Here is a 24,626-nt window from a genome sequence, read left to right as displayed (position 1 = left end):
ATTCTTATGTTTTTCGCAACAGTTACGGCAATAATGATCCAAGCCCGGCCAAACGGACCGTCAGAAAACGGGCCTCAGGCCCCGAAGGCCTTCCCCTGAGCGGTGCCTTGGCCCTTCTGCGGCTTGGCGCCGGCCCGCAGATGGGCCGGGACCAGATCGATGGCCGGCTCGCTGTACCCGACCGACACGATCCGGTCGCCCAGGAACGTGAAGGACGTCAGCGAGGCCAGCGTGCACTGCCGCTTGCGCGGATCGTGCCACAACCGCCGCCGCTCCACATAGGACCGCACGATCCAGATCGGCAGCTGATGGCTCACCAGCACCGCCTCGTGCCCACGCGCCTTGTCCTTGGCCGCGTTCAGCGCGCCCATCATCCGCACGACCTGGTCGACGTACGGCTCGCCCCAGGACGGCCGGAACGGGTTGACCAGGTGCTTCCAGTTCTCGGGCCGCTGCAGCGCGCCGTCGCCGACGCCGAAGGTCTTGCCCTGGAAGACGTTGTCGGCCTCGATGAGCCGTTCGTCGGTGTCCAGGTCCAGGCCGTGCGCCTTGGCGATCGGGGCGGCCGTCTCCTGCGCCCGCTCCAGCGGCGAGGCGCACACGTACGTCACGTCCCGCGAGGCGAGGTGCTCGGCGACCCGGTCGGCCATCCGCCGCCCCAGCTCGGAGAGGTGGTAGCCGGGCAGCCGCCCGTACAGGATCCCGGTCGGGTTCTCGACCTCGCCGTGCCGCATGACGTGGACGACGGTGACGTCTTTTTCGCTGTGGGTGGGGATGGTCACGCGGTGGCCTCCGCAGCCGCCCGGGCCGCCGCCGGAAGGGCGTCGGCGATCTTCTGGATGGCCCGCTCGTCGTGGGCCGTGGACACGAACCAGGACTCGAAGGACGACGGCGGCAGATAGACGCCGTTCGACAGCAGCGAGTGGAAGAACGCGGTGAAGCGGAACGACTCCTGCCGCTTGGCGTCCTCGTAGTCACGCACCTGCCGGTCGGTGAAGAACACCGAGAACATGTTGGAGGCGCTCTGCAGCCGGTGCGCGACGCCCTCCTTGTTCAGCGCCTCGGTGACCAGGCCCTGGAGCTGCGCGGACACCGCGTTCACCTTCTCGTACGCGGCGTCGTCCAGCAGCCGCAGCTGGGCGAGCCCGGCGGCGGTGGCGACGGGATTACCGGAGAGGGTGCCGGCCTGGTACACGGGCCCGGCGGGGGCGAGGTGGGCCATGACATCGGCCCGCCCCCCGAAGGCGGCGGCGGGGAACCCGCCCCCCATCACCTTCCCGAACGTCATCAGATCGGGCTTGACCCCGTCGATCCCGTACCACCCGGCGCGGCTGGTCCGGAAGCCGGTCATCACCTCGTCGGAGATGTACAGGGCGCCGTTCTTCCGGCAGGCGTCCCTCAGCCCCTGGTTGAACCCGGGGTCCGGCGGGACGACGCCCATGTTGCCGGGCGAGGCCTCGGTGATCACGCACGCGATCTCGCCGGGGTGCCGGTGGAAGGCCTCCTGCACGGCCTCCAGGTCGTTGTACGGCAGCACGATCGTGTCGCCGGCCTGCGCACCGGTGACACCGGGCGTGTCCGGCAGCGCGAAGGTGGCGACCCCGGAACCGGCGGAGGCGAGCAGGGCGTCCACGTGCCCGTGGTAGCACCCGGCGAACTTGATCACCTTGGACCGGCCGGTGAACCCGCGGGCGAGCCGGATGGCGCTCATGGTCGCCTCGGTGCCGCTGCTGACGAGCCGCACCTGCTCCACGGGCTCCACCCGGGCGACGATCTCCTCGGCGAGCGCGACCTCGCCCTCGCCGGGCGTGCCGAAGGACGTACCGCGGGCGACGGCCTCCTGCACGGCGGCGATGACCTCGGGGTGCGCGTGCCCGAGGATCATCGGCCCCCAGGAGCACACGAGGTCGACGTACTCGCGCCCGTCGGCGTCGGTGAGGTAGGCGCCCTTGCCGGACACCATGAAGCGGGGCGTGCCGCCGACGGCGCGGAAGGCGCGCACCGGGGAGTTCACCCCGCCGGGCGTGACGGCACTGGCGCGGTCGAAGAGCGCCTGGGAGGCGGGCGCATCGTAGGGATAGGGCGTTTCGCTCAGGGCACTCATGACGTGCGGCTTCTCCGGCTTCTCTGACTCCGGTTGCGTGGTGACCCCCTCAGGGTAGGCCGCGGCCCGGCACGAACGCGGCGCGCCTCCGCCTCGAGCCGCGGACGGCAGGCCTGCCCCGCGCCACCGGCCGGGCGACTGATCACAGCGCCGCGATCCGCCATCTGCGAGACTGAGAGCTGATACAGACAGCTCAAACTCACGTAATGATCAGGGGCCGGGAAAACCCGTGGACTGTTGTTCCACCGCACGTTTCGGCGGGCGGCCGTGGGGGAGGTCACTGACACGATGATCGGGTTGCGCGGCGGGGGCCACGCGTCCTAGAAAAGCAGTCGGGTGGAGATATGCATCGCGGTGGCGGACTGGGCGAGGGGACTGATGACCTGGGTCCTCGACGTGCCCGGCGGGGAAGGCACCGGCGCGACGCGGAGGAAACGACCGAGGCACGGCAGAGCGACGCACGTCATACACAGGGTGTACCGGGTGAGCCCGAGCGGTACGACCGGCGGACCGACCGGCAGCTGGAGAGCCAGCTGGACCGGCCGGCGGACCGCCGTCTCGACCACCGGGCCGACCGCCTGAGGGCGGGGAGCAGGAATGGTGGTCGGGTGGGGGTGACGTACAAATACTTCGGCGCGCCGGACGGCGCGACCGCGGCACGGGTCCCCATCTCGATGCGCCCCGAGGAACTCGGCGGCGACGAGCTGGGCATGAACGGCATGTTCACCAAGATCAAGCCGGAGACCATGGCGGCCATGGTGCTGACCGGCATCCAGGGCGTCCCCCTGCACAAGGTCCCGCCCCTGGAACTGGTCGTCCTGCACCCCGACTACGCGGTCGTCAAACTCCCCACGACCGTCGTCGACCCCCTGCGCGGCATCGGCGAGGAGGCGGTCGGCGCGGCGGCCTTCATCTGGTCCACGGTCCCGGACCGCGGCGGCCCACGGGACGCCTTCAACGTGTACCAGCTGCTGCACGAGTGGCAGGACTTCAGCCATCGGTTGCATGAGGCGGGGCATCAGCCTTATTGCTTGGTTTGGCCCTGAGCCCCGCTGGTTCTACGGCCTCTGCCGCAGCCCTGGAACCCGTGGGCTGCAGCAGCTCAAGGGCGTCCGGCAGGTTCAGGAGGGCGCGCCCGTCAGGACTTCGACCTTGCCGGTGTCGAGCGAGTAGTAGGCGCCGACCACGGCAAGGGCGCCCTTGTGCACGAGGGGGGCGAGGTCCTGGTTGGAGCGCAGATCGGTCGCGGTCAGCCTGGCTTGGGCGCGGGCCATGGTCTCGACCGGGTCGGCGCCGCCTTCCCTCACTGCCTGCTCGTACGCCGGCCGTAGAGCCTTGGCGATCGCCTGCAGGTTGCCGGGCAGCGGTTTGCCGTCACGAATGGACTTGTACGCCGCCTCGACGGCGCCGCAGCGCTGATGCCCGAGGACCACGATGAGGGGCGTGCCACTCGTCATGGGCCCGTACTCGACGGAACCGGTGACCACCGGGCCGACCGCCTCCCCGCCCGTGCGCATCACGTACAGATCACCCAGGCCTGTGTCGAAGAGGAGTTCGGGCGGCACTCGGGAGTCGATGCACGCGAGGATCGCCCCGAAGGGATGCTGCGTCTGGGCCACGAGCTGACGCCGGTCCGGATCCCGGTCGGGGTGGTGAAGGTCTCCGCTCACCCAGCGCTTGTTGCCTTCCATCAGTCTCGCGAACGCCGCGGCGGGCGTGGTCGGACGCGGTTCCGGCGGAGCGCTGGTCGCCGACGTGGCGGCGCTGGTCGCCGACGTGGCGGCGCTGGTCGCCGACGTGGCGGCGCTGGTCGCCGACGTGGCGGCGCTGGTCGACGAGCATCCCGCGAGCGCGACCGTGGCCCCCGCAAGTCCGCCGGCAAGCAGGGCTCTGCGCTCCAGGCGTCCGCCATTGTCCATGGGTGGTTCCTCTCGGTCCCGCTGAAACACGTCCCTGCGCCTCGGCCAGGGCAATTGTTCATCGTGGTGTGGGGGAACCGGCAGCAGACACAAGCAGGCGCGGGCGACTTTGCCACCGACGGCCCGCAGAAAGGAGCGCGGACGGCGGCTCGAGCATCTGATGCCCCGTGTACGGCTCGCTGTTCGCGGCCTCCGTGGCGGGGGCGGGGGCCGGCTCGCTCGGTTCCCTTCCTCGGCTGGAGCTCGTTCTGCTCCTGTTGGGCACAGGGTTGATGCGGAGAGTCACCGCAGTGCGGCCCTAAGTCACGCCCAGGGTCCGCGCGGGCAGTGGAACAGCCGCCGCCGCGATCAGCGCGGGCCCCTCGGGGACTCCTCGCCATTGGGTCCCGGCGGTGCTGGGTCTATCGTCGGAATCTCAGGGCCAGGACGAGGAGGACGGCCGGTGATGCCGCAGGACGAGGCCGTGGTCGGCCGCACGGGCAAGGTGCTCATCGGAACGCGGGGAGCCGCGGGTCCCGGCGAGGTCCTGGTGCGAGTGCGGGGCGGCTCCGAGACGTTCCTGGCGTGGTCCGAGGATCCCCTGCCCGCGGGCGCCACGGTCCTCGTGATCGAATCACGGGGATGCCGCGAGGTCGGCGTCATCGAGTGGGTGGATCCATTGGACGCGCTCGGCGGAGAGGCCGCCGACGCAAGCTGAGGAGTACAGCATGTTCGGATACCGCGTTCCCGCTCCCGACGAGGCGATGTTGATCTCGGGGGGCCGGCGGGGACTGGGGGGCGCGCCGTTCCGAGTGGTGACGGGGCACGGAAAGTTCGTGCTCCCCGTGTTTCGCAAGGTCCGGTTCCTCACGCTGTCCATGTGCGAGGCCGAGGTCACCGAGACCTGCGTGACCAAGCAGGGCATCTCGCTGCACGTCCGCGCGGTCATCGCCTTCAAGGTCGGCAACGACGACGAGAGCATCATCAACGCCGGTCAGCGCTTCCTGTCCGACCAGGAGCAGATGTCGGTGCTGACGGGGCGGATCTTCGCCGGTCACCTGCGGGCGATCATCGGCTCGATGACGGTCGAGGAGATCGTCACCGAGCGGCAGAAGCTCGCCGCCGAGGTGCTCGACACCTCGAAGGTGGAGATGGCGAAGATCGGCCTGATCGTCGACTCGCTGCAGATCCAGTCCATCGACGACGGCGACACCGGCTACATCGCCGCGATGTCCGCCCCGCACAAGGCGGCCATCCAGCGGCAGGCCCAGATCGCCCAGGCCCAGGCCACCCAGGCCGCGGTCGAGGCGGAGCAGGCGGCGGCCCGCAAGCAGGCCGAGTACGCCCGGCAGACCGCGATCGTGAAGGCCGAGTACTCGGCGGAGGTGGACCGCGCCCAGGCGCAGGCCGCGCAGGCCGGACCGCTGGCGCAGGCGCACGCCCAGCAGGAGGTGCTGGCCGCGCAGACCGAACTGGCCCAGCGGCAGGCGAAGTTGCGCCAGCAGCAGCTGGTGGCCGAGGTCGTCAAGCCGGCCGAGGCGGAGGCCGAGCGGGTGCGGATCCTGGCCGCCGCCGAGGCCCAGCGCATGAAGATCCAGGCGGAGGCCGCGGCCTCGTACGACCGGGTCGCGCTGGACCGGATGCTCATCGACCAGCTCCCGCAGATCGTGAAGGAGGCCGCGGGCGGCCTGGCGGGCGCCAACGTCAACGTCCTGAACGGCGCGGACGGCCTCGGCGAGATCGCCGCCGGCCTGGTGTCGCAGGGCCTGACGATCCTCGACTCGGTCCGCCAGAACCTGGGCGGCCAGGACAAGGCCAACCAGGGCGACCAGGGCGGCAGGTCCGACACCAACGGCCTGCTCCAGCTCCACTCGGGCAGCAAGGACCGCCGGTCGGACGACGGCCCGGTGGACGTCGACTAGTTCCTCCGCACGGCTGGCTCGTACGGTCGTCCGGCCCCGGCGGCGGTGAAACGCCGGCCGGGGCCGGGCCGTTCGAGTTCGGTGAGAAAACAACACGGACCTGACGGTGTTTGGGGCGCCGGGCCGGGCGTCAGGTGCGGGCGGTGCCTGTCCGGCGTACCGCGTCGGCCCGTTCCAGCAGTTCCGCGACCTCCCACTGGTCGTACGCGTGCGCGCCGTACTTCGCGGCGAGCACGGTGCCGTCGGCGGCGATCAGGAAGTCGGCGGGGAGGCCGAGGCGGCCGCCCTGCTGGCGGGACGCCGGTGGCCGCTCGCGCCCGCGCAGGATCGCCCAGGAGCTGCGCAGCACCGCCCGTACGATCGGCCCCCACACCCGCGGGTCGAGCAGCGCCCGGGGTGCGGACTCGACGCCGAACTCGGTGTAGAGCCGCTTGTCCGGGTCGGCCACGACGGCGAAGGGCAGGTCGGCGGTGTGCTGCCGCAGTTCCTCGGCGGGCGAGTGGAAGACGACGACCTCGCGGACGCCGGCCGCCTCGATCTCCGCGTGCCGCCGCACGAAGGACCGCAGATGCAGGTTGCACACCGGGCAGCCGGCGAACCGGCGGAACTGCAGATGGACCAGCCGGTCGGGGTCGGGCACGGCGAGCGGCGGGCCGGATACCGGGGTGAGGGTGCGCGGAGCGAGCGGTGAGCCGGGGCTCAGGAGTCTTCCGGATTTCCCGGCGTTCACGGCTTTCCCGGTTTCCCCGGTGCCGGGATTCCCGGGATTCCCGGCCTTCCCCGGTTTCCCGGACGTGGAGTCGGACATCGGCATCTGCCTCCCTTGCGGGGCACGGACGTAGGCGTACGTCGTACACCTAAGAGCGTAGGCGTATGCCGTACGCTGTCAAGCCATGCCCCGTCCCCGCTCCCTCACCCCCGACCGGCTCGCCTCGGCCGCGCTCTCCGTCCTGGACCGTGACGGACTGGCCGGACTGTCCATGCGGACGGTCGCCAAGGAGCTGGGCATGAGCACGATGGCGCTCTACCGGTACGTGGCCGACCGCGAGGAACTGGAACTGCTGGTCGTGGAGTCCGTGCTCGGCGCGGTCGACACCGGGGCGCCGGCGGCGGACCTGCCGTGGCGCGAGCGGGTCGAGATCATGGTGCGGCGCATGCGGGACACCCTGAGCGCGCACCCCTCGGTGACCCCGCTGTCGGTCGCCCACCGGCACCACTCCCGCGCCGTGCTGCGCTGGTCGGAGACGGTGCTCGGCATCCTCACGGACGCGGGTTTCGCGGGCGAGCGCCGGGTGGTCGCCCTGCGCGCCCTGATCGCCTATGTCAACGGCGCCCTGCAACTGGCCCACCTCGGCGCCCTGTCGGGCCCGGGCACGGCTGCCATCTCGGCGCTGGCGCCGGAGGAGTTCCCGCTGATGGCGGAAACGGCACGGTCCGCCCAAGGCGTGGACGCGGAACGGGAGTTCTTCGGCGGGCTGGCAGTGTTGCTGCGAGGGCTGGACGCCTGAGCCGCCGCGCTCGTACGGCGGTCAGTCCGGCTGGAGCAGATGCGTCAGGCCCGGTCTACCCCTAGCAGTACGGCGCCTGCCCGGTCAGTGAGGCGGCCACCCGCATCCATACCCCGAACTGCCGGTATAGGGCGGGGAGTTGTCCGGTAGCGCGGATCGTGCGGCTGTCCTCGGACACCACGCCCGGTATGCCGAGGAGGGTCGCGGCGACGGAGGCGGACTGCCAGCGGACGGTGAGGGTGGCCTCGGCGGTGGCGGGCGCGGGGCGGGGCGGGGCCGGGGTCAGGGCCGCCGCGACTCCCTCCTCGACGGCCTTCCACGCCTCCGCCGGCGGACGCAGCTCGGCCGCGAACCGGTCGTGGGCGTACTTCACGGGCACCGTGACGACGGACGCGTCCCACGCCGTCATCTCCGCGCACGCCACGTCGTCACCCGTGAGGGCCACCACCGGCACCCCCAGGGCCGCCGCCGTGGCGTGGGCGAGCCCGATCTCGCCGACCGGCCGGCCGTCCAGCCACATGTCCTCGATCTCGTGGCCCATGAAGCTGTGGCTGAGCACGCCCGGCGCGCCGGCCCGGGAGTGGTAGCCGACGCACAGCGCGGCGTCGTACTCGCCCGTCAGGCCCTCCAGCATGCCCATCTGCTTGGGCTTGCCGCGCACCAGCCGGGCGGCCGGGTGCAGCGCCTCGGGCAGCAGGTTGCGCATCGGGCCGTGCGCGTCGTTGACGAGGATGTCGCCCGCGCCGGCCGCCAGCGCGCCGCGCACCGCCGCGTTCACGTCCTCGGCCATCATGGAGCGGCCGCGCTCGTAGTCCCGGCCGACCGGCTGGACGTCGTCGGCGTCCACGAGACCGGTGACGCCCTCCATGTCCACGCTGATGTAGATACGCACGCCGTCGACCCTAACCGACCCTACGTATTGTAGGTTCCCAACCACCGGCTGCCGCGAGGCCGTTCATTCGTCTGTTCATCGGGGGACCCATGCAGGACACGGAAACGGAGGCCCGCGGCGAGGTCTGTGCGCGCACCCTGGCGCCGACGCTGGCCGTGCTGGCCGTCAGCCTCCTCGTCGCCGCCGTCGGCGTGTACGAGCTGTGCGGGTTCGGGCTGCACAGCCTGGACCGGCGCCCGCATCTGTTCAGCGACGGCCTCGCGACCGGCGGGGTGATCGTCGCCGCGGTCGCGGCCGGCGCGGCGGTAGGGAACCTCGGCTGGCTTCTGGCGGCGGCCCGGCGCACGCGGGAAAAGGCCGGGTAAGGCCGTACAAGGCCAGGTAAGAGGCGGGGCACGGGAAGGACTGGGTAAGGGCGGATGCCGGTACGCTCCTCTCCCGAAGCGCGTCCCAGCCCACTACCCTACAAACTGTAGGGTCAAGAGGGCCCCGACCGGGGCCGCACCGTCCCCCTCCCTGTCAAGGTGACCAGTCACCATGCCCGCTCAGCAGCCGACGACCCTGACCACACCCCAGGTCCCCGCACAGCGCGGCCCGCGCCGCCTGCCGCAGCTGCCCCTGCCCAGCCCCCGCGTGCGTGCCCGGGCGGCCTCGGCCACCGTGTGGTACCTGCGGCTGATCGCCGTCTTCAACATCGTCGCGGTCATGTCGCTGCCGTTCCGCAAAGAGGTGCAGGAACACAACGACGGCAAGCTCTTCACCGCCCGCCACGTGCACGCCCACACCCACCACGCCGGCCAGTTCTTCACGCCGTACCTGGCCACCGCCGGTCTCGCCTCGGCCGCGGCGGCCCTCTTCCTGGCGCTGGTGATGCGGCGCGGCAAGCGGGCCGCGTGGGTGGTCAACCTGCTGCTCGCCGGTCCCCTGTTCGTGCTCTACGTCCTCGCGCTCACCCAGCACCCCTACCGCGACCACGCCTTCAACTGGGTCTCCACCGCCCTCACCGGCCTGTTCGTGGCCGCGCTGCTGATCGGCCGCCGCGAGTTCAACGCCATCGGCGACCCCTCCAACCCCAGGCTCGCGCTCGCCGTCGGCGTCGGCGGCGTCGTGGTGACCGGCGGCCTCGGCACGCTGCTCGTGCACGCCACCAACAAGGTGCCGCACGCGCCCCTGCTCGAGGAGCTGGCCTACTCCCTGCTGCGTGGCATCAGCGTCGGCCCGCTCGCCGACCGCGTCGACTCCGTGCACGCCCCCCGCTGGGTGGACATCGTCATCAACGTCCTGCTCGCCGCCGCCTTCTGCCTGGTCCTGTACGCCTGCTTCCGCTCCCCGCGCGGCCGCACACTGCTCACCGAGGAGGACGAGGCCCGGCTGCGGGCCCTGCTGGACAAGCACGGCGCCCGGGACTCCCTCGGCTACTTCGCGCTGCGCCGCGACAAGGCCGCCATCTTCTCCCCCACCGGCAAGGCCGCCGTCACCTACCGCGTCGTCGGCGCCGTCTCCCTCGCCTCCGGCGACCCCATCGGCGACCCCGAGGCCTGGCCCGGCGCCATCGACGCCTGGCTCACCGAGGCCCGCCGGCACGCCTGGACCCCGGCCGTCATGGGCGCGAGCGAGGAGGCCGGCACCATCTACGCCCGGCACGGCCTGGACGCCCTCGAACTCGGCGACGAGGCCATCGTCGACATCGCCGACTTCAGCCTGGAGGGCCGTGCCATGCGCGTGGTCCGGCAGGCCCACAACCGGGTCAAGCGGGCCGGCTACACCGTCCGCATCCGCCGCCACGAGGACATCCCCGCCGACGAGATGGCCCGGCTGATCGAGTGCGCCGACCGCTGGCGCGACGGCGCCACCGAGCGCGGCTTCTCCATGGCCCTCGGCCGGCTCGGCGACCCCTCGGACGACCGCTGCGTGATGCTGGAGTGCCGGGACGCGAACGACGAGCCGCGCGCCCTGCTCAGCTTCGTCCCGTGGGGCGAGCACGGCCTGTCCCTGGACCTGATGCGCCGGGACCGCGACTGCGAGAACGGCCTGATGGAGTACATGGTCGTGGAACTCCTGCTGCACGGTAAGGAGTTGGGCGTCGAGCGGGTGTCGCTGAACTTCGCGATGTTCCGCTCGGTCTTCGAACGCGGCGCCCGGCTCGGCGCCGGCCCGGTCCTGCGGCTGTGGCGCTCGACCCTCACCTTCTTCTCACGCTGGTGGCAGATCGAGTCCCTCTACCGCGCCAACGCCAAGTACCGCCCGGTCTGGGAGCCACGCTTCCTGCTCTTCGCCAAGAGCAGCGACATCCCGAGAATCGGCCTGGCCAGCGCCCGCGCGGAGGGCTTCCTGACCTTGCCGGGGGTGGGGAGCCGGCAGTCCTGAAGCGCTGTGCGCCCGCCGCCGTGAGCCGGTCACTTCACGCCGGCCGTCCGGAGTGCCGTCCGGATCAGCGCCCTGGTCACCCGCACCACGGTTCAGGACTGCCTGCTCTCCACGTCCCGCCCCGATCATCACCCCACGACGGGCTCCCGGAACACCCCACGGAACACGGCAACAGCCGCACTCAGCCGAACGCGGCGCCGCAGAACGGCACTTCACGCATCCCGATCCACTCCTACGCGGCGATCGACCCCCGCCACCCAGAACCCACGCGGCACCCGAAGCCGCTCAGCCCCCGCCGCCCCCGTGCCCGCTGCCGGAACTCCTCGCGAGGCCGCCACCCACGGTGAAGCCGATCACCGCTCCGCCGCCCTCCCGCTGGAAGGCGAAGGGCGCCCCGCCGTGTGCCATGGCGACCTCGCGGACGATGGAGAGCCCGAGCCCGGAGCCGGGCAGGGAGCGCGCGTCGGCGGCCCGGTAGAAGCGGTCGAAGATGCGCATGAGGTCGCCCTCGGCGATACCCGGCCCCCGGTCGAGCACCTCCACCCGTACCGTCCCCTGCCGGGCCGGCCCGGTGATGTCGACCTCGATCGGCGCCTTCTTGTCCCGGTCGAACTTGGCCGCGTTCTCCACCAGGTTCGAGATGGCCCGCTGGAGCATCGCGGGCCGCCCGTCGGTCGTCGTGTCGCCGCTCGCGCGCAGCACGATCTCGCGTCCGGTGCGCCGTTTGGCGAGCCCCACGACGTCCTCGGCGATGTCGGCGATGTCCACCCGCTGCGGCGGCTCGGTGTCGGACTGCCCCGCCGCGAGGTCGACCAGCTCGTTGACCAGGTCGGTCAGCTCCCGCGCCTCCTGGGTGAGGTCGGCGACCAGTTCCTCCCGGGTGGCGGGAGGCAGTTCGTCGATACGGCGCAGCAGCGAGATGTTGGTGCGCAGGGACGTCAGCGGGGTGCGCAGCTCGTGCCCGGCGTCCTGCACCAGGCGGCGCTGGTCCTCCTCGGACTGGGCGAGCCGGCCCAGCATGCGGTCGAAGGCGCGGCCGAGCCGGCCCACCTCGTCCAGGCCGGCCACCGGCACGTCGATGCCCAGTTGCCGGGTGCGGGCCACGTCCTCCGCGGCGGTGGTGAGGATCACCAGGCGCCGGGTGATCCGGCGGGCCAGCCACCAGCCGAACAGACCGGCCGCCACCACGACCGCCGCCATCAGGATCAGCGTGCGCTGCTGCAGCGTCCGCAGCAGGTCCTCGGTGTCGCTGAACTCCTGCGCCACCTGGACCGCGCCCCGCCCGTCGCCGAGCGAGACGGTGGCGATGCGGAACAGGTCCTCGTCGACCCGTACGTCCTTGTGCTCGACGACCTTCCCGGCCGTCGTCGCGAGCGCCATGGCCTTGTCGCGGGAGGTGACGGGCAGGGACGGGTTGCCGTGGTCCACGATCTGGCCCTGCGCGCCCAGCACCTGGACATCGGTGCGGGCCGGCCGGACCAGGTCGTGCCCGGGACGGGAGGAGGAGAAGTCCTCCGGGACCATCTCGTGCTGCCGTACCTCGCCCTGGACGTCCTGCACGACCTGCGTGAACACCGACTGCTGGTCGACGCGGACCAGCCGCGCCGCGCTGCCGTACGACAGGATGCCGACGAGGATCGTGACGGCGGCGGTGACGGCCGCGAAGGAGACGGCGAAGGTGGTGCGCAGGGAGACCAGCTTGGGCCGGCGCCGGGCCAGCAGCCGCCGCAGGCGGCCCACCTAGTCCTCCCGCAGCACGTAACCCACGCCCCGCACGGTGTGGATCAGCTGGGGGGCGCCGGGCTCGTCCAGCTTGCGGCGCAGGTAGCCGACGTAGACGGCGAGGTTCTTCGAGCCGGGCCCGAAGTCGTAGCCCCAGATGCGGTCGTAGATCGTGGAGTGGTCGAGCACGATGCCCGCGTTGCGCACGAGCAGCTCCAGCAGCTCGAACTCGGTGCGGGTCAGCTCCAGCTCGCGCTCGCCCCGCCAGGCCCGGCGGGCCTGCAGGTCCATGCGGATGCCGGCGGCCTCCACCTGCCGGTCGGAGAGCTGGACCTCCCGGCCGCCGTTCTCCGCGCCGCCGGCGCCCGCGCCCGTGCCGGCCGGCACCGGGCTGGTACGGCGGAGCAGGGCGCGCAGCCGGGCGAAGACCTCCTCGACGTCGAACGGCTTGACCACGTAGTCGTCGGCGCCGGCGTCGAGACCAGCGATCCGGTCGGCGGTCTCCACGAGCGCGGTCAGCATCAGGATCGGGGTGCGGTCGCCCTCGGCGCGCAGCACGCGGCAGACCTGGAGGCCGTCGATCCCCGGCATCATCACGTCGAGCACGAGGACGTCCGGCGGCGTCTTGTGGGCCTGCGCCAGCGCCTCGACGCCGTCGGCCACCGCCGTCACCTCGTACCCTTCCAGGGTCAGGGCACGCTCGAGGGCGTGGCGGATGGCACGGTCGTCTTCAGCGAGCAGCACAGTCTGGGGCACGCACCCAGTCTGCCAAGGTGTTCGACGGTTCGGTCGGGGCGAGTGGACGTACGATCACCCTTTTTACCCGCCTCTCACCGTCACACGGGCAACCCGGCCCCCGGATCTACCGTCTTCTCACCGTCACCGCGCCCGGCCACCGGTGGCGACGCCCCGGGCCCGCTCAACCGCCGGACGCGGCGAGTCTGGCCAGCTGCTCCTCGAAGGGCACGACGTCGAAGCCGCCGGGAGCGCCCGCTCCGAACGCGCCCGAGGCGCCGGCCGGGAGCCCGCCGGAGGCACCGGCCTCCAACGCAACCGCGGCACCGGCCGCCAGGCCGCCGGAGGCACCCACCCCGGCCGCCGACAGCCCGGCCATCAGTGCGGCCAGCTCCCCGGCCGCCCGCTCGATCCGCCCGGCGAGTCCTTCCTCGCCCCAGTCCTCCGACGCGGCGTACACCCCCGTCGGCACGACCACGGCCCGCAGGTAGGCGAACAGCGGCCGCAGGGCGTGCTCCAGCACCAGGGAGTGCCGGGCCGTGCCGCCGGTGGCCGCGATCAGCACCGGCGTGCCCGTCAGCGCGTCCTTGTCGAGGACGTCGAAGAACGACTTGAACAGTCCGCTGTACGAGGCGGAGAACACCGGGGTCACGACGATCAGTCCGTCGGCCGCCGCCACCGCGTCCTGCGCGGCGGCGAGCGCCTTCCCGGCGAATGCGTTGGTGAAGGCGTGCGCGATCTCCACGGCGAGGTCGCGCAGCTCGATCACCTCCACGTCCGCCTCGGCCCGCCGTGCCACCGCGGCGGCCAGCCGGTCGCCGAGCAGCCGGGTGGACGAGGGCACGCTCAGCCCCGCCGAGACGACGACGAGCTTCATACGACGGCTCCCTTCCCGCTTCATACGACCGCTTCCTTCTCGGCGCCGCCCTTCTCGACGGCCTCCTTCCGCGCGGCGGCGAGCAGCGAGGCGTGGGTCGGCGCCTCGGGCACGTCGGCGGGACGGCCGTCGGCGAACTCCTTGCGGAGCACGGGCACGACCTCCTCGCCGAGCATGTCGATCTGCTCCAGCACGGTCTTCAGCGGCAGCCCGGCGTGGTCCACCAGGAACAGCTGGCGCTGGTAGTCGCCGGCGTACTCGCGGAAGGACAGCGTCTTCTCGACGACCTGCTCGGGGGTGCCGACGGTCAGCGGGGTCTGGGCGGTGAAGTCCTCCAGGGAGGGCCCGTGGCCGTACACCGGCGCGTTGTCGAAGTACGGCCGGAACTCGCGCACCGCGTCCTGCGACTTCCGGCGCATGAACACCTGGCCGCCGAGGCCGACGATCGCCTGCTCGGGCGTGCCGTGGCCGTAGTGGGCGTACCGGGTCCGGTACAGCTCGACCATCCGCTTGGTGTGGTCGGCCGGCCAGAAGATGCTGTTGTGGAAGAAGCCGTCGCCGTAGTAGGCGGCCTGCTCGGCGATCTCCGGGGAGCGGATGGAGCCGTGCCAGACGAACGGCGGTACGCCGTCCAGCGGGCGCGGGGTGGAGGTGAAGCCCTGCAGCGGGGTGCGGAACTTCCCCTCCCAGTCCACGACGTCCTCGCGCCACAGCCGGCGCAGCAGGGCGTAGTTCTCGATGGCGAGGTTGATGCCCTGCCGGATGTCCTGGCCGAACCAGGGGTAGACCGGCCCGGTGTTGCCTCGGCCCATCATCAGGTCGACGCGCCCGTCGGCCAGGTGCTGGAGCATCGCGTAGTCCTCGGCGATCTTCACCGGGTCGTTGGTGGTGATCAGGGTGGTGGAGGTGGACAGGATGAGCTTCCTGGTCCGGGCCGCCACGTAGCCGAGCATGGTCGTCGGGGACGACGGCACGAACGGCGGGTTGTGGTGCTCGCCGGTGGCGAAGACGTCGAGGCCCGCCTCCTCGGCGTGGAGCGCGATGGCGACCATGGCCTTGATCCGCTCGCGCTCGGTCGGCGTACGCCCCGTGGTGGGGTCCGGCGTGACGTCGCCGACCGTGAAGATCCCGAACTGCATGGCCGCTCACCCTCCAGGTTGTTGACTGTTCAACTATACCCGCCGAACAGTCCCCCACCCCCGGATATTCCGGACCGCTCAGGGCACGATCACCAGCCGCCCCCGCAACCCGCCCTCCGCGAGCCGCGCATGCGCCTTGGCCGCCTCCTGAAGCGCGTACGTCTCCGCCACCCGCAGCGTCAGCACGCCCTCGTCCACCAGCCGGACCAGCTCCGCGAGCCGCGCGCCGTCGGGCCGCACCCACACGTTCGCCGTCCGCACCCCCCGCTCGGCCTCGGGCAGCGCCCCGTCCCGGACCGCGACGAATGCGCCCCCCTCCCGGACCCACGCAAGTGCCGGCCCCCCGAGCACGGCCGCGTCCAGCACCCCGTCCACGCTCCCCGGCTCCACCCCGTCCGCCGTGAAGCGCGCGGCGCCCAGCGAGCGCACCAGCTCCTCGTCGCCCGCACGGGCATGCCCGGTCACCTCGATCCCCCGGTGCGCGGCCAGCTGCACCGCGAACCCGCCGACCGCCCCCGCGGCGCCCGTCACCAGCAGCCGGTCGCCCGCCGCCAGATCCAGCAGATCCAGGGCCTGCGCCGCGGTCAGCCCGTTCAGCGGCAGGGTGCCCGCGTGCACGGCGTCCACCGAGGCGGGCGCCGCGGCCACGGCGTCCGCCGCCACGACGACGTACTCGGCATGGGCCCCCAGCGGCACACCCACGCTCGGCGTCAGCGCCACCACCGGATCACCTGCCTCCCAGGCGGCGGCCACCCCCACCGCGTCCACCGTGCCGGCCACGTCCCAGCCGAGCCCCAGAGTCTTCCCGGCCCCGCCGAAGGCACCGGCGCGCACGGCCGCGTCCACCGGGTTCAGCGCACCCGCGGCCACCTTGATCCGCACCTGCCCCGGCCCCGGCTCCGGCACCGCGACGTCCGCGACCTCGACCTGCTCCGGCCCACCGAACGACCGCACCACAGCAGCACGCATGACAACTCTCCCTGTTTTCCAGGTGATTGACGACTCCGCGACCGCGTTCCGGCCGCACCGCCAACCGTAGGAGAGCTACTATCGATCGGTAAGTAGTTACCTCAGAGTGCCTAGCTGCCCCGGAGGGAAGAACCCATGGCGACCATGACAGCGGCCCAGCGCCGCGAACAGGCCCGCGCCGACTACGACGCCTTCCTCCGCGAGTGCCCCTCCCACCAGCTCCTCGGCCGGCTCAGCGACAAATGGGTCAGCCTGGTCATCGCCGCCCTCTCCGGCGGCACCCGGCGCTACAGCGACCTCAGCCGCACGATCGCCGGCGTCAGCCCCAAGATGCTCACCCAGACCCTGCGCAGCCTGGAACGCGACGGCATCATCAGCCGCACCGTCACCCCCGCCGTCCCCGTCCGGGTCGACTACGCCCTCACCCCACTCGGCGCCAGCCTCGCCGGGCTGCTGACCGCCGTGAAGGACTGGGCCGAGACCCACTTCGAGGACGTACGAACGGCCCGCGAGCACTACGACGCGCAGAACCCGAACTGAGACGCCGGCCCCGTGCCAAGCTGCGGCCCATGTCGATCCTCCGCTCCGCCGCCCTGTTCGTCCTCGCCGCCGTCTTCGAGATCGGCGGCGCCTGGCTGGTCTGGCAGGGCGTGCGCGAGCACCGCGGCTGGCTGTGGATGACCGGCGGGGTCCTGGCCCTCGGCGCGTACGGCTTCGTCGCCACCTTCCAGCCGGACGCCCACTTCGGCCGCATCCTGGCCGCGTACGGCGGCGTCTTCGTCGCCGGCTCACTGCTGTGGGGCGCGCTCGCCGACGGCTACCGACCCGACCGCTGGGACGTCACCGGGGCGCTGATCTGCCTCGTCGGGATGGCCGTGATCATGTGGGCCCCGCGGAACGGCTCCTGAGCCTCACTTACGCTGGACGAAACCTACGCTGGACGAAGCCGTACGCCACCCAGAGCCCCAGGAGCTGCCCATGGCCCCCGCCTCCCGCATCGCCGTCGTCACCGGTGCGAGCAGCGGCATCGGAGCCGCCACGGCCCGGCAGCTCGCGAAGGCCGGCTACCGCGTCGTCCTCACCGCCCGCCGCAAGGACCGCATCGAGGCACTGGCCGAGGAACTGACCACCGCGGGCCACTCGGCGGTCGCCTACCAGCTCGACGTCACCGACCGCGCGGCGGTGGACGAGTTCGCCACGGCCTTCCAGACCATCGCCGTCCTGGTCAACAACGCGGGCGGCGCCCTCGGCGCGGACCCCGTGGCCACCGGCGACCCGGCGGACTGGCGCGCGATGTACGAGACCAACGTCATCGGCACCCTGAACCTCACCCAGGCCCTGCTGCCCAAGCTGATCGCGAGCGGCGACGGCGTGGTCGTGGTCGTCTCCTCCACCGCCGGGCACGGCACCTACGAGGGCGGCGCGGGCTATGTCGCCGCCAAGCACGGCGCCCACGTCCTCGCCGAGACCCTCCGCCTGGAGATCGTCGGCCAGCCGGTCCGCGTCATCGAGATCGCCCCCGGCATGGTCAAGACGGACGAGTTCGCCCTGACCCGCTTCGCCGGCGACGAGACGAGGGCCGCCAAGGTCTACGAGGGCGTGCCCGACCCCCTCACCGCGGACGACGTCGCCGAGACGATCACCTGGGCGGTCACCCGCCCCAGCCACGTCAACGTCGACCTCCTCGTCCTCCGCCCCCGCGCCCAGGCGTCCAACACGAAGGTCCACCGGGAACCGTGACGCCCGACCCCGCCCCCCGGACCCCCGACGCCCTGGAACAGGCCCGCCTGGCCCAGGAAACCAAGGACGAACGCAAGGTCTGGTACTTCCTCGGCTACTTCCTCTTCGGCATCCACATCGTGGCCTTCGTCATGATCTACGCGGTCCGCCACGCGAAGTGACCCACGGAGCAGGCCGAGGGGCGTGGCGAACGTTCGCCACGCCCCTCACCATGCCTAGCCCTTGACGCAGACGACCTGCTTCAGCTTCGCCACGACCTCCACCAAGTCCCGCTGCTGGTCGATGACCTGGTCGATGGACTTGTAGGCGCCCGGGATCTCGTCCACGACGCCGGAGTCCTTGCGGCACTCCACGCCCCGGGTCTGCTCCTCGAGGTCCTTCGTCGAGAAGCGCTTCTTCGCAGCGTTTCGGCTCATCCGCCGACCCGCGCCGTGCGAGGCGGAGTTGAAGGACTTCTCGTTACCGAGGCCCTTCACGATGTACGACCCCGTGCCCATGGAGCCCGGGATGATCCCGTAGTCCCCGGAGCCGGCGCGGATCGCGCCCTTGCGGGTCACGAGCAGGTCCATGCCGTCGTACCGCTCCTCCGCCACGTAGTTGTGGTGGCAGGAGATCTCCGGCTCGAAGGTCGGCTTCGCCTTCTTGAACTCCTTGCGGATGACGTCCTTCAGCAGCGCCATCATCAGCGTGCGGTTGTACTTGGCGTACTCCTGCGCCCAGAACAGGTCGTTGCGGTAGGCCGCCATCTGCGGGGTGTCCGCGACGAAGACCGCCAGGTCGCGGTCGACCAGGCCCTGGTTGTGCGGGAGCTTCTGGGCCACGCCGATGTGGTGCTCGGCCAGTTCCTTGCCGATGTTGCGGGATCCGGAGTGCAGCATCAGCCATACGGAACCGATCGTGTCCGTGCAGATCTCGATGAAGTGGTTTCCGCTTCCGAGCGTTCCCATCTGCTTTGAGGCGCGCTCATGACGGAATTTGACCGATTCGGCGACTCCGTCGAACCGTCCCCAGAACTGGTCCCACCCCGCCGTAGCCAGCCCATGGAAGTCCCCCGGCTCCACCGGATCCCCATGCATCCCCCGCCCCACCGGAATCGCCTGCTCGATCCTCGACCGGAGCCGCGACAGGTCGCCCGGCAGGTCGTTGGCCGTCAGGGACGTCTTCACCGCGGACATTCCGCAGCCGATGTCCACCCCCACCGCCGCCGGGCACACCGCGCCCTGCATGGCGATGACGGAGCCGACCGTCGCGCCCTTGCCGTAGTGCACGTCCGGCATCACGGCGAGGCCCTTGATCCAGGGCAGGGTGGCGACGTTCTGGAGCTGGCGCAGGGCCACGTCCTCGACCGTCGCGGGGTCCGTCCACATCCGGATCGGGACCTTGGCGCCCGGCATCTCGACGTACGACATACGTTCCTCATTCCCCCGAAAACGACAACAAAGGCTTAGGCAGGGCTTACAGACGGCAAAGCGGAAAAGCAGCGCTTACGCCGGCGAAAAAGGACAAGGGACCGGCGGCCACGGCAGCGCGTGCGATACACATTGTCTCCAGGGGACGCCCCGCCGCGGCAAGCGAATAACCGGCGGGGACACTGGAGCACCGATGCGACCGCACACCCGAGAGGAGCCCGACCGTGCAGCGGAAGGCCCATGTAACCGGCACCGCCGCCCTCCTCGCGGCGCTGCTGGCCGGCTGCTCGAGCGGCTCGGGGAGCGACGGTTCGTCGGACAACTCCCATCCGGGCGACGCCGGCACGGCCACCGTCGCCGCCCAGCCCGGCAAGTACCGCACGCTTCCGGAACCCTGCGGCGCGATCGGTCACGACACGCTCGACTCGATGCTGCCCGGCATCAGGCAGATCACGGACCCGGTCCAGCGGGACAAGGCCTACCAGGGGCAGGCCGCGCTCACGTACGACACCGATCGCAAGGTCGGCTGCCACTGGAAGGTGGAGTCCGCGGACGCCACGGACCGTCTCTCGGTCGACCTCGAGCGCGTGGTGTCGTACGACAACTCGGTCAGCGACGACGACCAGGCGAAGAAGCTGTTCGAGGAGAAGGAGGCCGCCGCCGATCTCCCTGCGCCGGGCAGCAGTTCGCCGGCGAGCGGGGCGAACGGGCCGAGCGGGGCGGGTACGGCCGGGCCCACCTCTTCGGCGTCGTCCAGCGGTGGTTCCTCCCCTTCCGGATCCCCCTCCGGCTCTCCCTCCTCCGGCGCCTCCGCGGCCGATCTGCTGCCGCGGGTGCTGTCGGATCTCGGTGACGAGGCGTATATCGACGACCAGCTCTCTCCGGCCGGTTCGACGGCCGAACAGCGGACGGTGACTGTGGTGTTCCGCACGTCCAACGTCGTCGTCACCCTCGTGTACGAGGAGCAGCCGACGGCGCTCGGATCGGTCCCGGACAGCAAGGAAATGCAGGACAGGGCCCGGAATCTGGCCGCGCACCTGGATGACGCACTGGGCGGTTGACGGCCCGCGGGGGTGCTCGCCGGGGTGTGCGCAAAGCGCCCGAACGGAAACCGCACAGCTCCTTCACCGCGTACCGTGGGGGCCCGCAGGAACCCGCACGACCACCGAGCGTCATGAGTGAAGGAACCATGCAGCGAGCAGCCCAGCGAGACGACCGTGCCCGACAGACGCGTGGGAAGCGCCTGAGCCGTGTTCTTGTCTGCGCGGCAGCCGTGCCGGCGGTGCTGATCACCGCCGCCTGTTCGTCGGACTCCGGTGACTCCAAGGCGAAGGGGTCCGGCAGCGGTGTGCAGCAGTCCGCGGGCGGGAGCGCGGGGCCGTCGGCGAGTGCGTCGCCGACGGTGCAGGCGGCGGCGTACAAGAAGTTGCCTGACGCGTGCGCGGTGCTGTCGAAGAAGACGCTGACGGATCTGGTACCGAAGGACACGTCGGGCAAGAAGGGCAGTTCGGACGATCCGTCGTCGCGTGCGTCGTGTTCGTGGAGCAGCCTGGACAACAACGGCGTGAAGGGTTCGCAGTTCCGCTGGCTGAACGTGTCGCTGCTGCGCTTCGACTCGGACAGCACGCGCGGTTCCGGTGACGCGCAGGCGCACACGTACTTCGCCCGGCAGGTGAAGGACGCGTCGGCGGTGGACGGCGCGCAGAACGCGAAGCAGACCCCGCTGTCCGGTACGGGCACGGAGGCGACGGCCGTGCGTTACGACCTGAAGAAGAAGGAAGGTCTGTTCAGGCAGCAGACGGTGGTCGCGCGGGTCGAGAACGTGGTGGTCACGCTCGACTACAACGGCGCGGGTCTGGCGGGTGAGAAGACGCCGGACGCGGACGATCTGGCGAAGGCGGCGCAGGCCGCGGTCAAGGAGGCGATCGGCGCGGTGTCGTCCGCCAACGGCGTGTCGTCGTCGGGCGGTTCGGGTTCGTCGGCGTCGGCGTCTCCTTCCAAGGCGCCCTCGAAGTCGCCGTCGCAGTCCGCGTCGAAGTCCCCGTCTCCCGGCAAGTCGGCCTCTTCCAGTGCTTCTCCGTCCAAGTCGGCGGCGAAGAAAAGCTGAGCGGGCTCCGAAGCTCTGACCGGTACGACGTTCGCCTTATGCGTGTGCCACCCTGTTGCGCGCAACAACAGGCAATGGGAGGGGAGTACGCGTGGCCGCGCCACTGCAGCTGACTCGGATGCACCGCGTTCTCATCGGCGTGGTCGTGACCGGCGCGTTGATCATCGCCGGTATCGGCTTCGCCGGTTCGTACGCGGCCGTCCGTGAGCTGGCCATCAAGAAGGGCTTCGGGAACTTCTCGTATGTGTTCCCGGTGGGCATCGACGCGGGTATCTGCGTGCTGCTCGCCCTGGACCTGCTCCTGACGTGGATCCGTATCCCCTTCCCGCTGCTGCGGCAGACGGCGTGGCTGCTGACGGCGGCGACGATCGCGTTCAACGGCGCCGCGGCCTGGCCGGATCCGCTGGGTGTGGGCATGCACGCGGTGATTCCGGTGCTGTTCGTGGTGGCGGTGGAGGCGGCGCGGCATGCGATCGGCCGGATCGCCGACATCACGGCGGACAAGCACATGGAGGGGGTGCGGCTGACCCGGTGGCTGCTGTCGCCGCTGCCGACGTTCCTGCTGTGGCGGCGCATGAAGCTGTGGGAGCTGCGTTCGTACGACCAGGTGATCAGGCTGGAGCAGGAGCGTCTGGTGTATCAGGCGCGGCTGCGGTCCCGGTTCGGCCGTGCGTGGCGCAGGAAGGCTCCGGTGGAGTCGTTGATGCCGCTGCGGCTGGCGCGGTACGGCGTTCCGCTGGCGGAGACGGCTCCTGCGGGTCTGGCCGCGGCGGGCATCGAGCCCAGTCTGATACCGGCGGTGGCGTCGGGCGGTGCTGCGGTGCCCGCTCAGCAGCGGCGGGTGTCCGCCGGGGAGCAGCGTCCGGAGCTGCCGGGCCAGTACGCCGGGCGGCCGGAGGACGTTCCGGTGGACGAGGCGAGCCCGTGGTTCCAGGCTCCGCGCGAGGTGGAGTATCACGGGGGCTACGACCCGACGTACGACCCGATGATGCAGGAGCCTCAGTACGCTCCGGAGGAGCAGTACGAGGAGTGGTACGAGGAGCAGCCGGCGGAGCAGTTCCAGCAGCCCTCTGCGGAGGAGACGGGCAGCTTCCCGATTCCGGTGGGCCCGAACCGTACCCGTGAGCTGGGTGAGGGCGGGGGGACGCCCGAGCCGGATCCGACGGAGGACGACTACTACCAGGTCTTCCGGAAGTCGATCGACGGCAGTTTCCCGACGCCGCACCAGTTCGGCGAGGCGGTGGAGGCGACGTACGGGCAGACGCTCGCGCCGCGTGACGCGGACCGTATGGTCAAGCGGTTCACCAACCGTTTCAACGCGGAGCTGGAAGAGAACCACATCGCGTAGCGGCACGAAGACATGTGAAAGGGGGGCCCTCCGCCGGGAGGGCCCCCCTTTTTCTTACGCGGTTTCCTGCGGGTTCTTACTCGCCGAGCAGCTTGCGGACCCGGTCCTGTCCGACCGCGAGCAGCAGGGTGGGCAGCCGGGGGCCGGTGTCGCGGCCGACGAGCAGGTGGTAGAGCAGGGCGAAGAAGGACCGCTGGGCGGTCTTGATCTCGGGCGGCAGTTCCTTCGGCGTGGCGTCGGCGGGGAAGCCGGCCTGGACCTTGGGGACGCCGTAGACGAGGTGGGTCAGTCCGTCGAGGGACCAGTGGTCGGCGAGGCCGTCGAGGAGGAGCCGTACGGACTGCTGGGAGGCCTCGTCGAGGGACTTCAGCAGTTCCACGTCGGGTTCGTCGCGGACGATGGTGCGCTGGTCGGCGGGGACGTGGGTGTTGATCCAGGCCTCGGCCTTGTCGTAGCGGGGCCGTGCCTCGTCCAGGGAGGCGAGCGGCTGCTCCGGGTCGAGCTCGGAGAGGATCCGCAGGGCCTGGTCCTCGTGTCCGGCGGTGATGTCGGCGACGGAGGCGAGGGTGCGGTACGGCAGCGGGCGCGGCGTCTTCGGCAGCTCCCCGGCGGCGGTGCCGACCGCCCGGCTGTAGGCGGCGACGTCGCCGGGCAGTGCGGAGCCGTCGGCGACCTTGGCGGCGAGCTTGTCCCACTCGTCGTAGAGCCGCTGGATCTCCTGATCGAAGGCGATCTTGAAGGACTGGTTGGGCTTGCGGCGGGCGTAGAGCCAGCGGATGAGCTGCGGCTCCATGATCTTCAGCGCGTCGGCCGGGGTGGGGACTCCACCGCGGGACGAGGACATCTTGGCCATGCCGCTGATGCCGACGAAGGCGTACATGGGCCCGATGGGCTGCTTGCCGCCGAAGATCGGCACGATCTGCCCGCCGACCTGGTACGACGAGCCGGGCGAGGAGTGGTCGACGCCGCTCGGCTCGAAGACCACGCCCTCGTACGCCCAGCGCATCGGCCAGTCGACCTTCCAGACCAGCTTGCCGCGGTTGAACTCGCTGAGCCGGACGGTCTCGGCGAAGCCGCAGGCGGTGCAGGTGTAGGACAGCTCGGTGGAGTCGTCGTCGTAGGAGGTGACGGTCGTCAGGTCCTTCTCGCAGTTGCCGCAGTACGGCTTGTACGGGAAGTAGCCGGCGGCGCCGGAGGAGCCGTCGTCCTCACTCGCGGCGCCGGAGCCCTCCTCCGCCTCCAGCTCGGCCTCGTCGACGGGCTTCTGCTGCTGCTTCTTGGGGGCCTTCTTGGTGCGGTACTGGTCGAGGATCGCGTCGATGTCGTGCCGGTGCTTCATGGCGTGCAGGATCTGCTCGCGGTAGGCGCCGGAGGTGTACTGCGCGGTCTGGCTGATGCCGTCGAACTCGACGCCCAGCTCGGCCAGCGAGGCGATCATCGCGGCCTTGAAGTGCTCCGCCCAGTTCGGGTGCTGCGAACCGCGCGGCGCCGGAACCGAGGTCAGCGGCTTGCCGATGTGCTCGGCCCAGGTCTCGTCGATGCCCTCGACGCCCGCCGGGACCTTGCGGTAGCGGTCGTAGTCGTCCCAGGAGATCAGGTGCCGGACCTGGTGTCCGCGGCGGCGGATCTCGTCGGCGACGAGGTGCGGGGTCATGACCTCGCGGAGGTTGCCCAGGTGGATGGGGCCGGACGGGGAGAGCCCGGACGCGACGACGACCGGTTTGCCCGGGGCCCGGCGCTCCGACTCCTCGATGACCTCATCCGCGAAACGGGAGACCCAGTCGGTGGTCTCGGTGCTCTGAGCCACGATCGGCACGTCCTTCTTTCTGAACGGGGCGGCACTCCGTCTGATCGGGGTGACACTCCATTCTCACAGACCGGGATGCGAC

Annotated in this window: 26 protein-coding genes; 14 read left to right on the top strand and 12 right to left on the bottom strand. The window is 71.2% G+C overall.

What is annotated here, in order from left to right:
• Nucleotides 1-74 precede the first annotated feature (74 nt).
• Nucleotides 75-734 (bottom strand): histidine phosphatase family protein, encoded by a 660-nt coding sequence (locus AB0950_RS33580; protein ID WP_360575273.1) that lies wholly within the window; start codon nt 732-734, stop codon nt 75-77.
• 44 nt (nt 735-778) lie between these two features.
• Nucleotides 779-2,095 (bottom strand): glutamate-1-semialdehyde 2,1-aminomutase, encoded by a 1,317-nt coding sequence (hemL, locus tag AB0950_RS33575; protein ID WP_360159610.1) that lies wholly within the window; start codon nt 2,093-2,095, stop codon nt 779-781.
• Between the two features lie 617 nt (nt 2,096-2,712).
• Here hemL and AB0950_RS33570 point away from each other — a divergent pair.
• On the top strand, nt 2,713-3,150 hold the full coding sequence (locus tag AB0950_RS33570) for a hypothetical protein (protein ID WP_020941521.1): 438 nt from the start codon (nt 2,713-2,715) through the stop codon (nt 3,148-3,150).
• Nucleotides 3,151-3,225: 75 nt separating this feature from the next.
• On the opposite strand, the gene AB0950_RS33565 is transcribed toward AB0950_RS33570, so the two are convergent.
• Nucleotides 3,226-3,774: a carbonic anhydrase gene (locus tag AB0950_RS33565; RefSeq protein WP_366780115.1), complete on the bottom strand. Its 549-nt coding sequence runs from the start codon at nt 3,772-3,774 to the stop codon at nt 3,226-3,228.
• Nucleotides 3,775-3,784: 10 nt separating this feature from the next.
• Between AB0950_RS33565 and AB0950_RS33560 the strand changes: the two genes are divergently transcribed.
• The 3 genes from AB0950_RS33560 (at nt 3,785) to AB0950_RS33550 (ending at nt 5,924) form a co-directional block, all read left to right on the top strand.
• The gene (locus AB0950_RS33560; protein ID WP_366780114.1) at nt 3,785-4,048 is read left to right on the top strand and encodes a hypothetical protein; all 264 of its coding nucleotides are present in this window, start codon (nt 3,785-3,787) and stop codon (nt 4,046-4,048) included.
• A gap of 420 nt (nt 4,049-4,468) precedes the next feature.
• A complete protein-coding gene (locus tag AB0950_RS33555; protein WP_360159388.1) occupies nt 4,469-4,720 on the top strand; it encodes a hypothetical protein in 252 nt (83 codons plus the stop codon).
• A 10-nt stretch (nt 4,721-4,730) separates the two neighbouring features.
• Entirely contained in the window at nt 4,731-5,924 is a 1,194-nt protein-coding gene (locus AB0950_RS33550) for an SPFH domain-containing protein (RefSeq protein WP_360159385.1), read from the top strand.
• 130 nt (nt 5,925-6,054) lie between these two features.
• Here the strand turns inward: AB0950_RS33550 and AB0950_RS33545 are convergent, their stop codons facing one another.
• Nucleotides 6,055-6,654: a peroxiredoxin-like family protein gene (locus AB0950_RS33545; RefSeq protein ID WP_360159382.1), complete on the bottom strand. Its 600-nt coding sequence runs from the start codon at nt 6,652-6,654 to the stop codon at nt 6,055-6,057.
• A gap of 163 nt (nt 6,655-6,817) precedes the next feature.
• On the opposite strand from AB0950_RS33545, the gene AB0950_RS33540 reads away from it, so the two are divergent.
• The gene (locus AB0950_RS33540; protein ID WP_360159379.1) at nt 6,818-7,432 is read left to right on the top strand and encodes a TetR/AcrR family transcriptional regulator C-terminal domain-containing protein; all 615 of its coding nucleotides are present in this window, start codon (nt 6,818-6,820) and stop codon (nt 7,430-7,432) included.
• A 61-nt stretch (nt 7,433-7,493) separates the two neighbouring features.
• Here the strand turns inward: AB0950_RS33540 and AB0950_RS33535 are convergent, their stop codons facing one another.
• Nucleotides 7,494-8,324: a M55 family metallopeptidase gene (locus AB0950_RS33535; protein ID WP_366780113.1), complete on the bottom strand. Its 831-nt coding sequence runs from the start codon at nt 8,322-8,324 to the stop codon at nt 7,494-7,496.
• 89 nt (nt 8,325-8,413) lie between these two features.
• Here AB0950_RS33535 and AB0950_RS33530 point away from each other — a divergent pair, with 89 nt between their 5' ends.
• Nucleotides 8,414-8,689: a hypothetical protein gene (locus tag AB0950_RS33530; RefSeq protein WP_366780112.1), complete on the top strand. Its 276-nt coding sequence runs from the start codon at nt 8,414-8,416 to the stop codon at nt 8,687-8,689.
• Between the two features lie 172 nt (nt 8,690-8,861).
• Nucleotides 8,862-10,691, top strand: a complete 1,830-nt coding sequence (locus tag AB0950_RS33525) for a phosphatidylglycerol lysyltransferase domain-containing protein (protein WP_360159371.1) — start codon at nt 8,862-8,864, stop codon at nt 10,689-10,691.
• Nucleotides 10,692-10,976: 285 nt separating this feature from the next.
• On the opposite strand, the gene AB0950_RS33520 is transcribed toward AB0950_RS33525, so the two are convergent.
• From AB0950_RS33520 to AB0950_RS33500, 5 genes are all read right to left on the bottom strand, one after another.
• Complete coding sequence (locus tag AB0950_RS33520) at nt 10,977-12,431, bottom strand: HAMP domain-containing sensor histidine kinase (protein ID WP_360159368.1); 1,455 nt, start codon at nt 12,429-12,431, stop codon at nt 10,977-10,979.
• Nucleotides 12,432-13,169, bottom strand: coding sequence for a response regulator transcription factor (locus tag AB0950_RS33515; RefSeq protein ID WP_360159365.1), 738 nt, complete (start codon nt 13,167-13,169; stop codon nt 12,432-12,434). It abuts the gene before it with no gap.
• Between the two features lie 163 nt (nt 13,170-13,332).
• Nucleotides 13,333-14,025: a CE1759 family FMN reductase gene (locus tag AB0950_RS33510; protein ID WP_366780111.1), complete on the bottom strand. Its 693-nt coding sequence runs from the start codon at nt 14,023-14,025 to the stop codon at nt 13,333-13,335.
• A gap of 20 nt (nt 14,026-14,045) precedes the next feature.
• Complete coding sequence (locus tag AB0950_RS33505; RefSeq protein WP_366780110.1) at nt 14,046-15,164, bottom strand: LLM class flavin-dependent oxidoreductase; 1,119 nt, start codon at nt 15,162-15,164, stop codon at nt 14,046-14,048.
• Between the two features lie 78 nt (nt 15,165-15,242).
• The gene (locus AB0950_RS33500; protein ID WP_360159356.1) at nt 15,243-16,133 is read right to left on the bottom strand and encodes an NADP-dependent oxidoreductase; all 891 of its coding nucleotides are present in this window, start codon (nt 16,131-16,133) and stop codon (nt 15,243-15,245) included.
• A gap of 135 nt (nt 16,134-16,268) precedes the next feature.
• Between AB0950_RS33500 and AB0950_RS33495 the strand changes: the two genes are divergently transcribed.
• From AB0950_RS33495 to AB0950_RS33480, 4 genes are all read left to right on the top strand, one after another.
• Complete coding sequence (locus AB0950_RS33495) at nt 16,269-16,673, top strand: helix-turn-helix domain-containing protein (RefSeq protein ID WP_360159353.1); 405 nt, start codon at nt 16,269-16,271, stop codon at nt 16,671-16,673.
• 29 nt (nt 16,674-16,702) lie between these two features.
• Complete coding sequence (locus tag AB0950_RS33490; protein ID WP_360159350.1) at nt 16,703-17,041, top strand: YnfA family protein; 339 nt, start codon at nt 16,703-16,705, stop codon at nt 17,039-17,041.
• A 70-nt stretch (nt 17,042-17,111) separates the two neighbouring features.
• Entirely contained in the window at nt 17,112-17,873 is a 762-nt protein-coding gene (locus tag AB0950_RS33485; RefSeq protein WP_360159347.1) for an SDR family NAD(P)-dependent oxidoreductase, read from the top strand.
• The gene (locus tag AB0950_RS33480) at nt 17,870-18,034 is read left to right on the top strand and encodes a hypothetical protein (protein WP_360159344.1); all 165 of its coding nucleotides are present in this window, start codon (nt 17,870-17,872) and stop codon (nt 18,032-18,034) included. Before AB0950_RS33485 ends, AB0950_RS33480 begins: the two co-directional genes overlap by 4 nt.
• Nucleotides 18,035-18,088: 54 nt before the next feature.
• Here the strand turns inward: AB0950_RS33480 and AB0950_RS33475 are convergent, their stop codons facing one another.
• Nucleotides 18,089-19,282: an RtcB family protein gene (locus AB0950_RS33475; protein ID WP_366780109.1), complete on the bottom strand. Its 1,194-nt coding sequence runs from the start codon at nt 19,280-19,282 to the stop codon at nt 18,089-18,091.
• 224 nt (nt 19,283-19,506) lie between these two features.
• Here AB0950_RS33475 and AB0950_RS33470 point away from each other — a divergent pair, with 224 nt between their 5' ends.
• The 3 genes from AB0950_RS33470 (at nt 19,507) to AB0950_RS33460 (ending at nt 22,737) form a co-directional block, all read left to right on the top strand.
• Nucleotides 19,507-20,343 (top strand): DUF3558 domain-containing protein, encoded by an 837-nt coding sequence (locus tag AB0950_RS33470; RefSeq protein WP_360575254.1) that lies wholly within the window; start codon nt 19,507-19,509, stop codon nt 20,341-20,343.
• A gap of 128 nt (nt 20,344-20,471) precedes the next feature.
• Complete coding sequence (locus AB0950_RS33465; protein WP_360159608.1) at nt 20,472-21,389, top strand: DUF3558 domain-containing protein; 918 nt, start codon at nt 20,472-20,474, stop codon at nt 21,387-21,389.
• 118 nt (nt 21,390-21,507) lie between these two features.
• Nucleotides 21,508-22,737, top strand: a complete 1,230-nt coding sequence (locus tag AB0950_RS33460) for a DUF2637 domain-containing protein (protein WP_360159606.1) — start codon at nt 21,508-21,510, stop codon at nt 22,735-22,737.
• 76 nt (nt 22,738-22,813) lie between these two features.
• On the opposite strand, the gene lysS is transcribed toward AB0950_RS33460, so the two are convergent.
• Nucleotides 22,814-24,553, bottom strand: coding sequence for a lysine--tRNA ligase (gene lysS, locus AB0950_RS33455; RefSeq protein ID WP_366780108.1), 1,740 nt, complete (start codon nt 24,551-24,553; stop codon nt 22,814-22,816).
• Between the last annotated feature and the right edge of the window lie 73 nt (nt 24,554-24,626).

Origin of the sequence: Streptomyces sp. NPDC007189 (assembly GCF_040703635.1) — a bacterium.
Lineage (GTDB): Bacteria > Actinomycetota > Actinomycetes > Streptomycetales > Streptomycetaceae > Streptomyces.
Note: the sequence above shows the minus strand (reverse complement) of the source record. Positions and strands in the feature narration are given on the sequence as shown.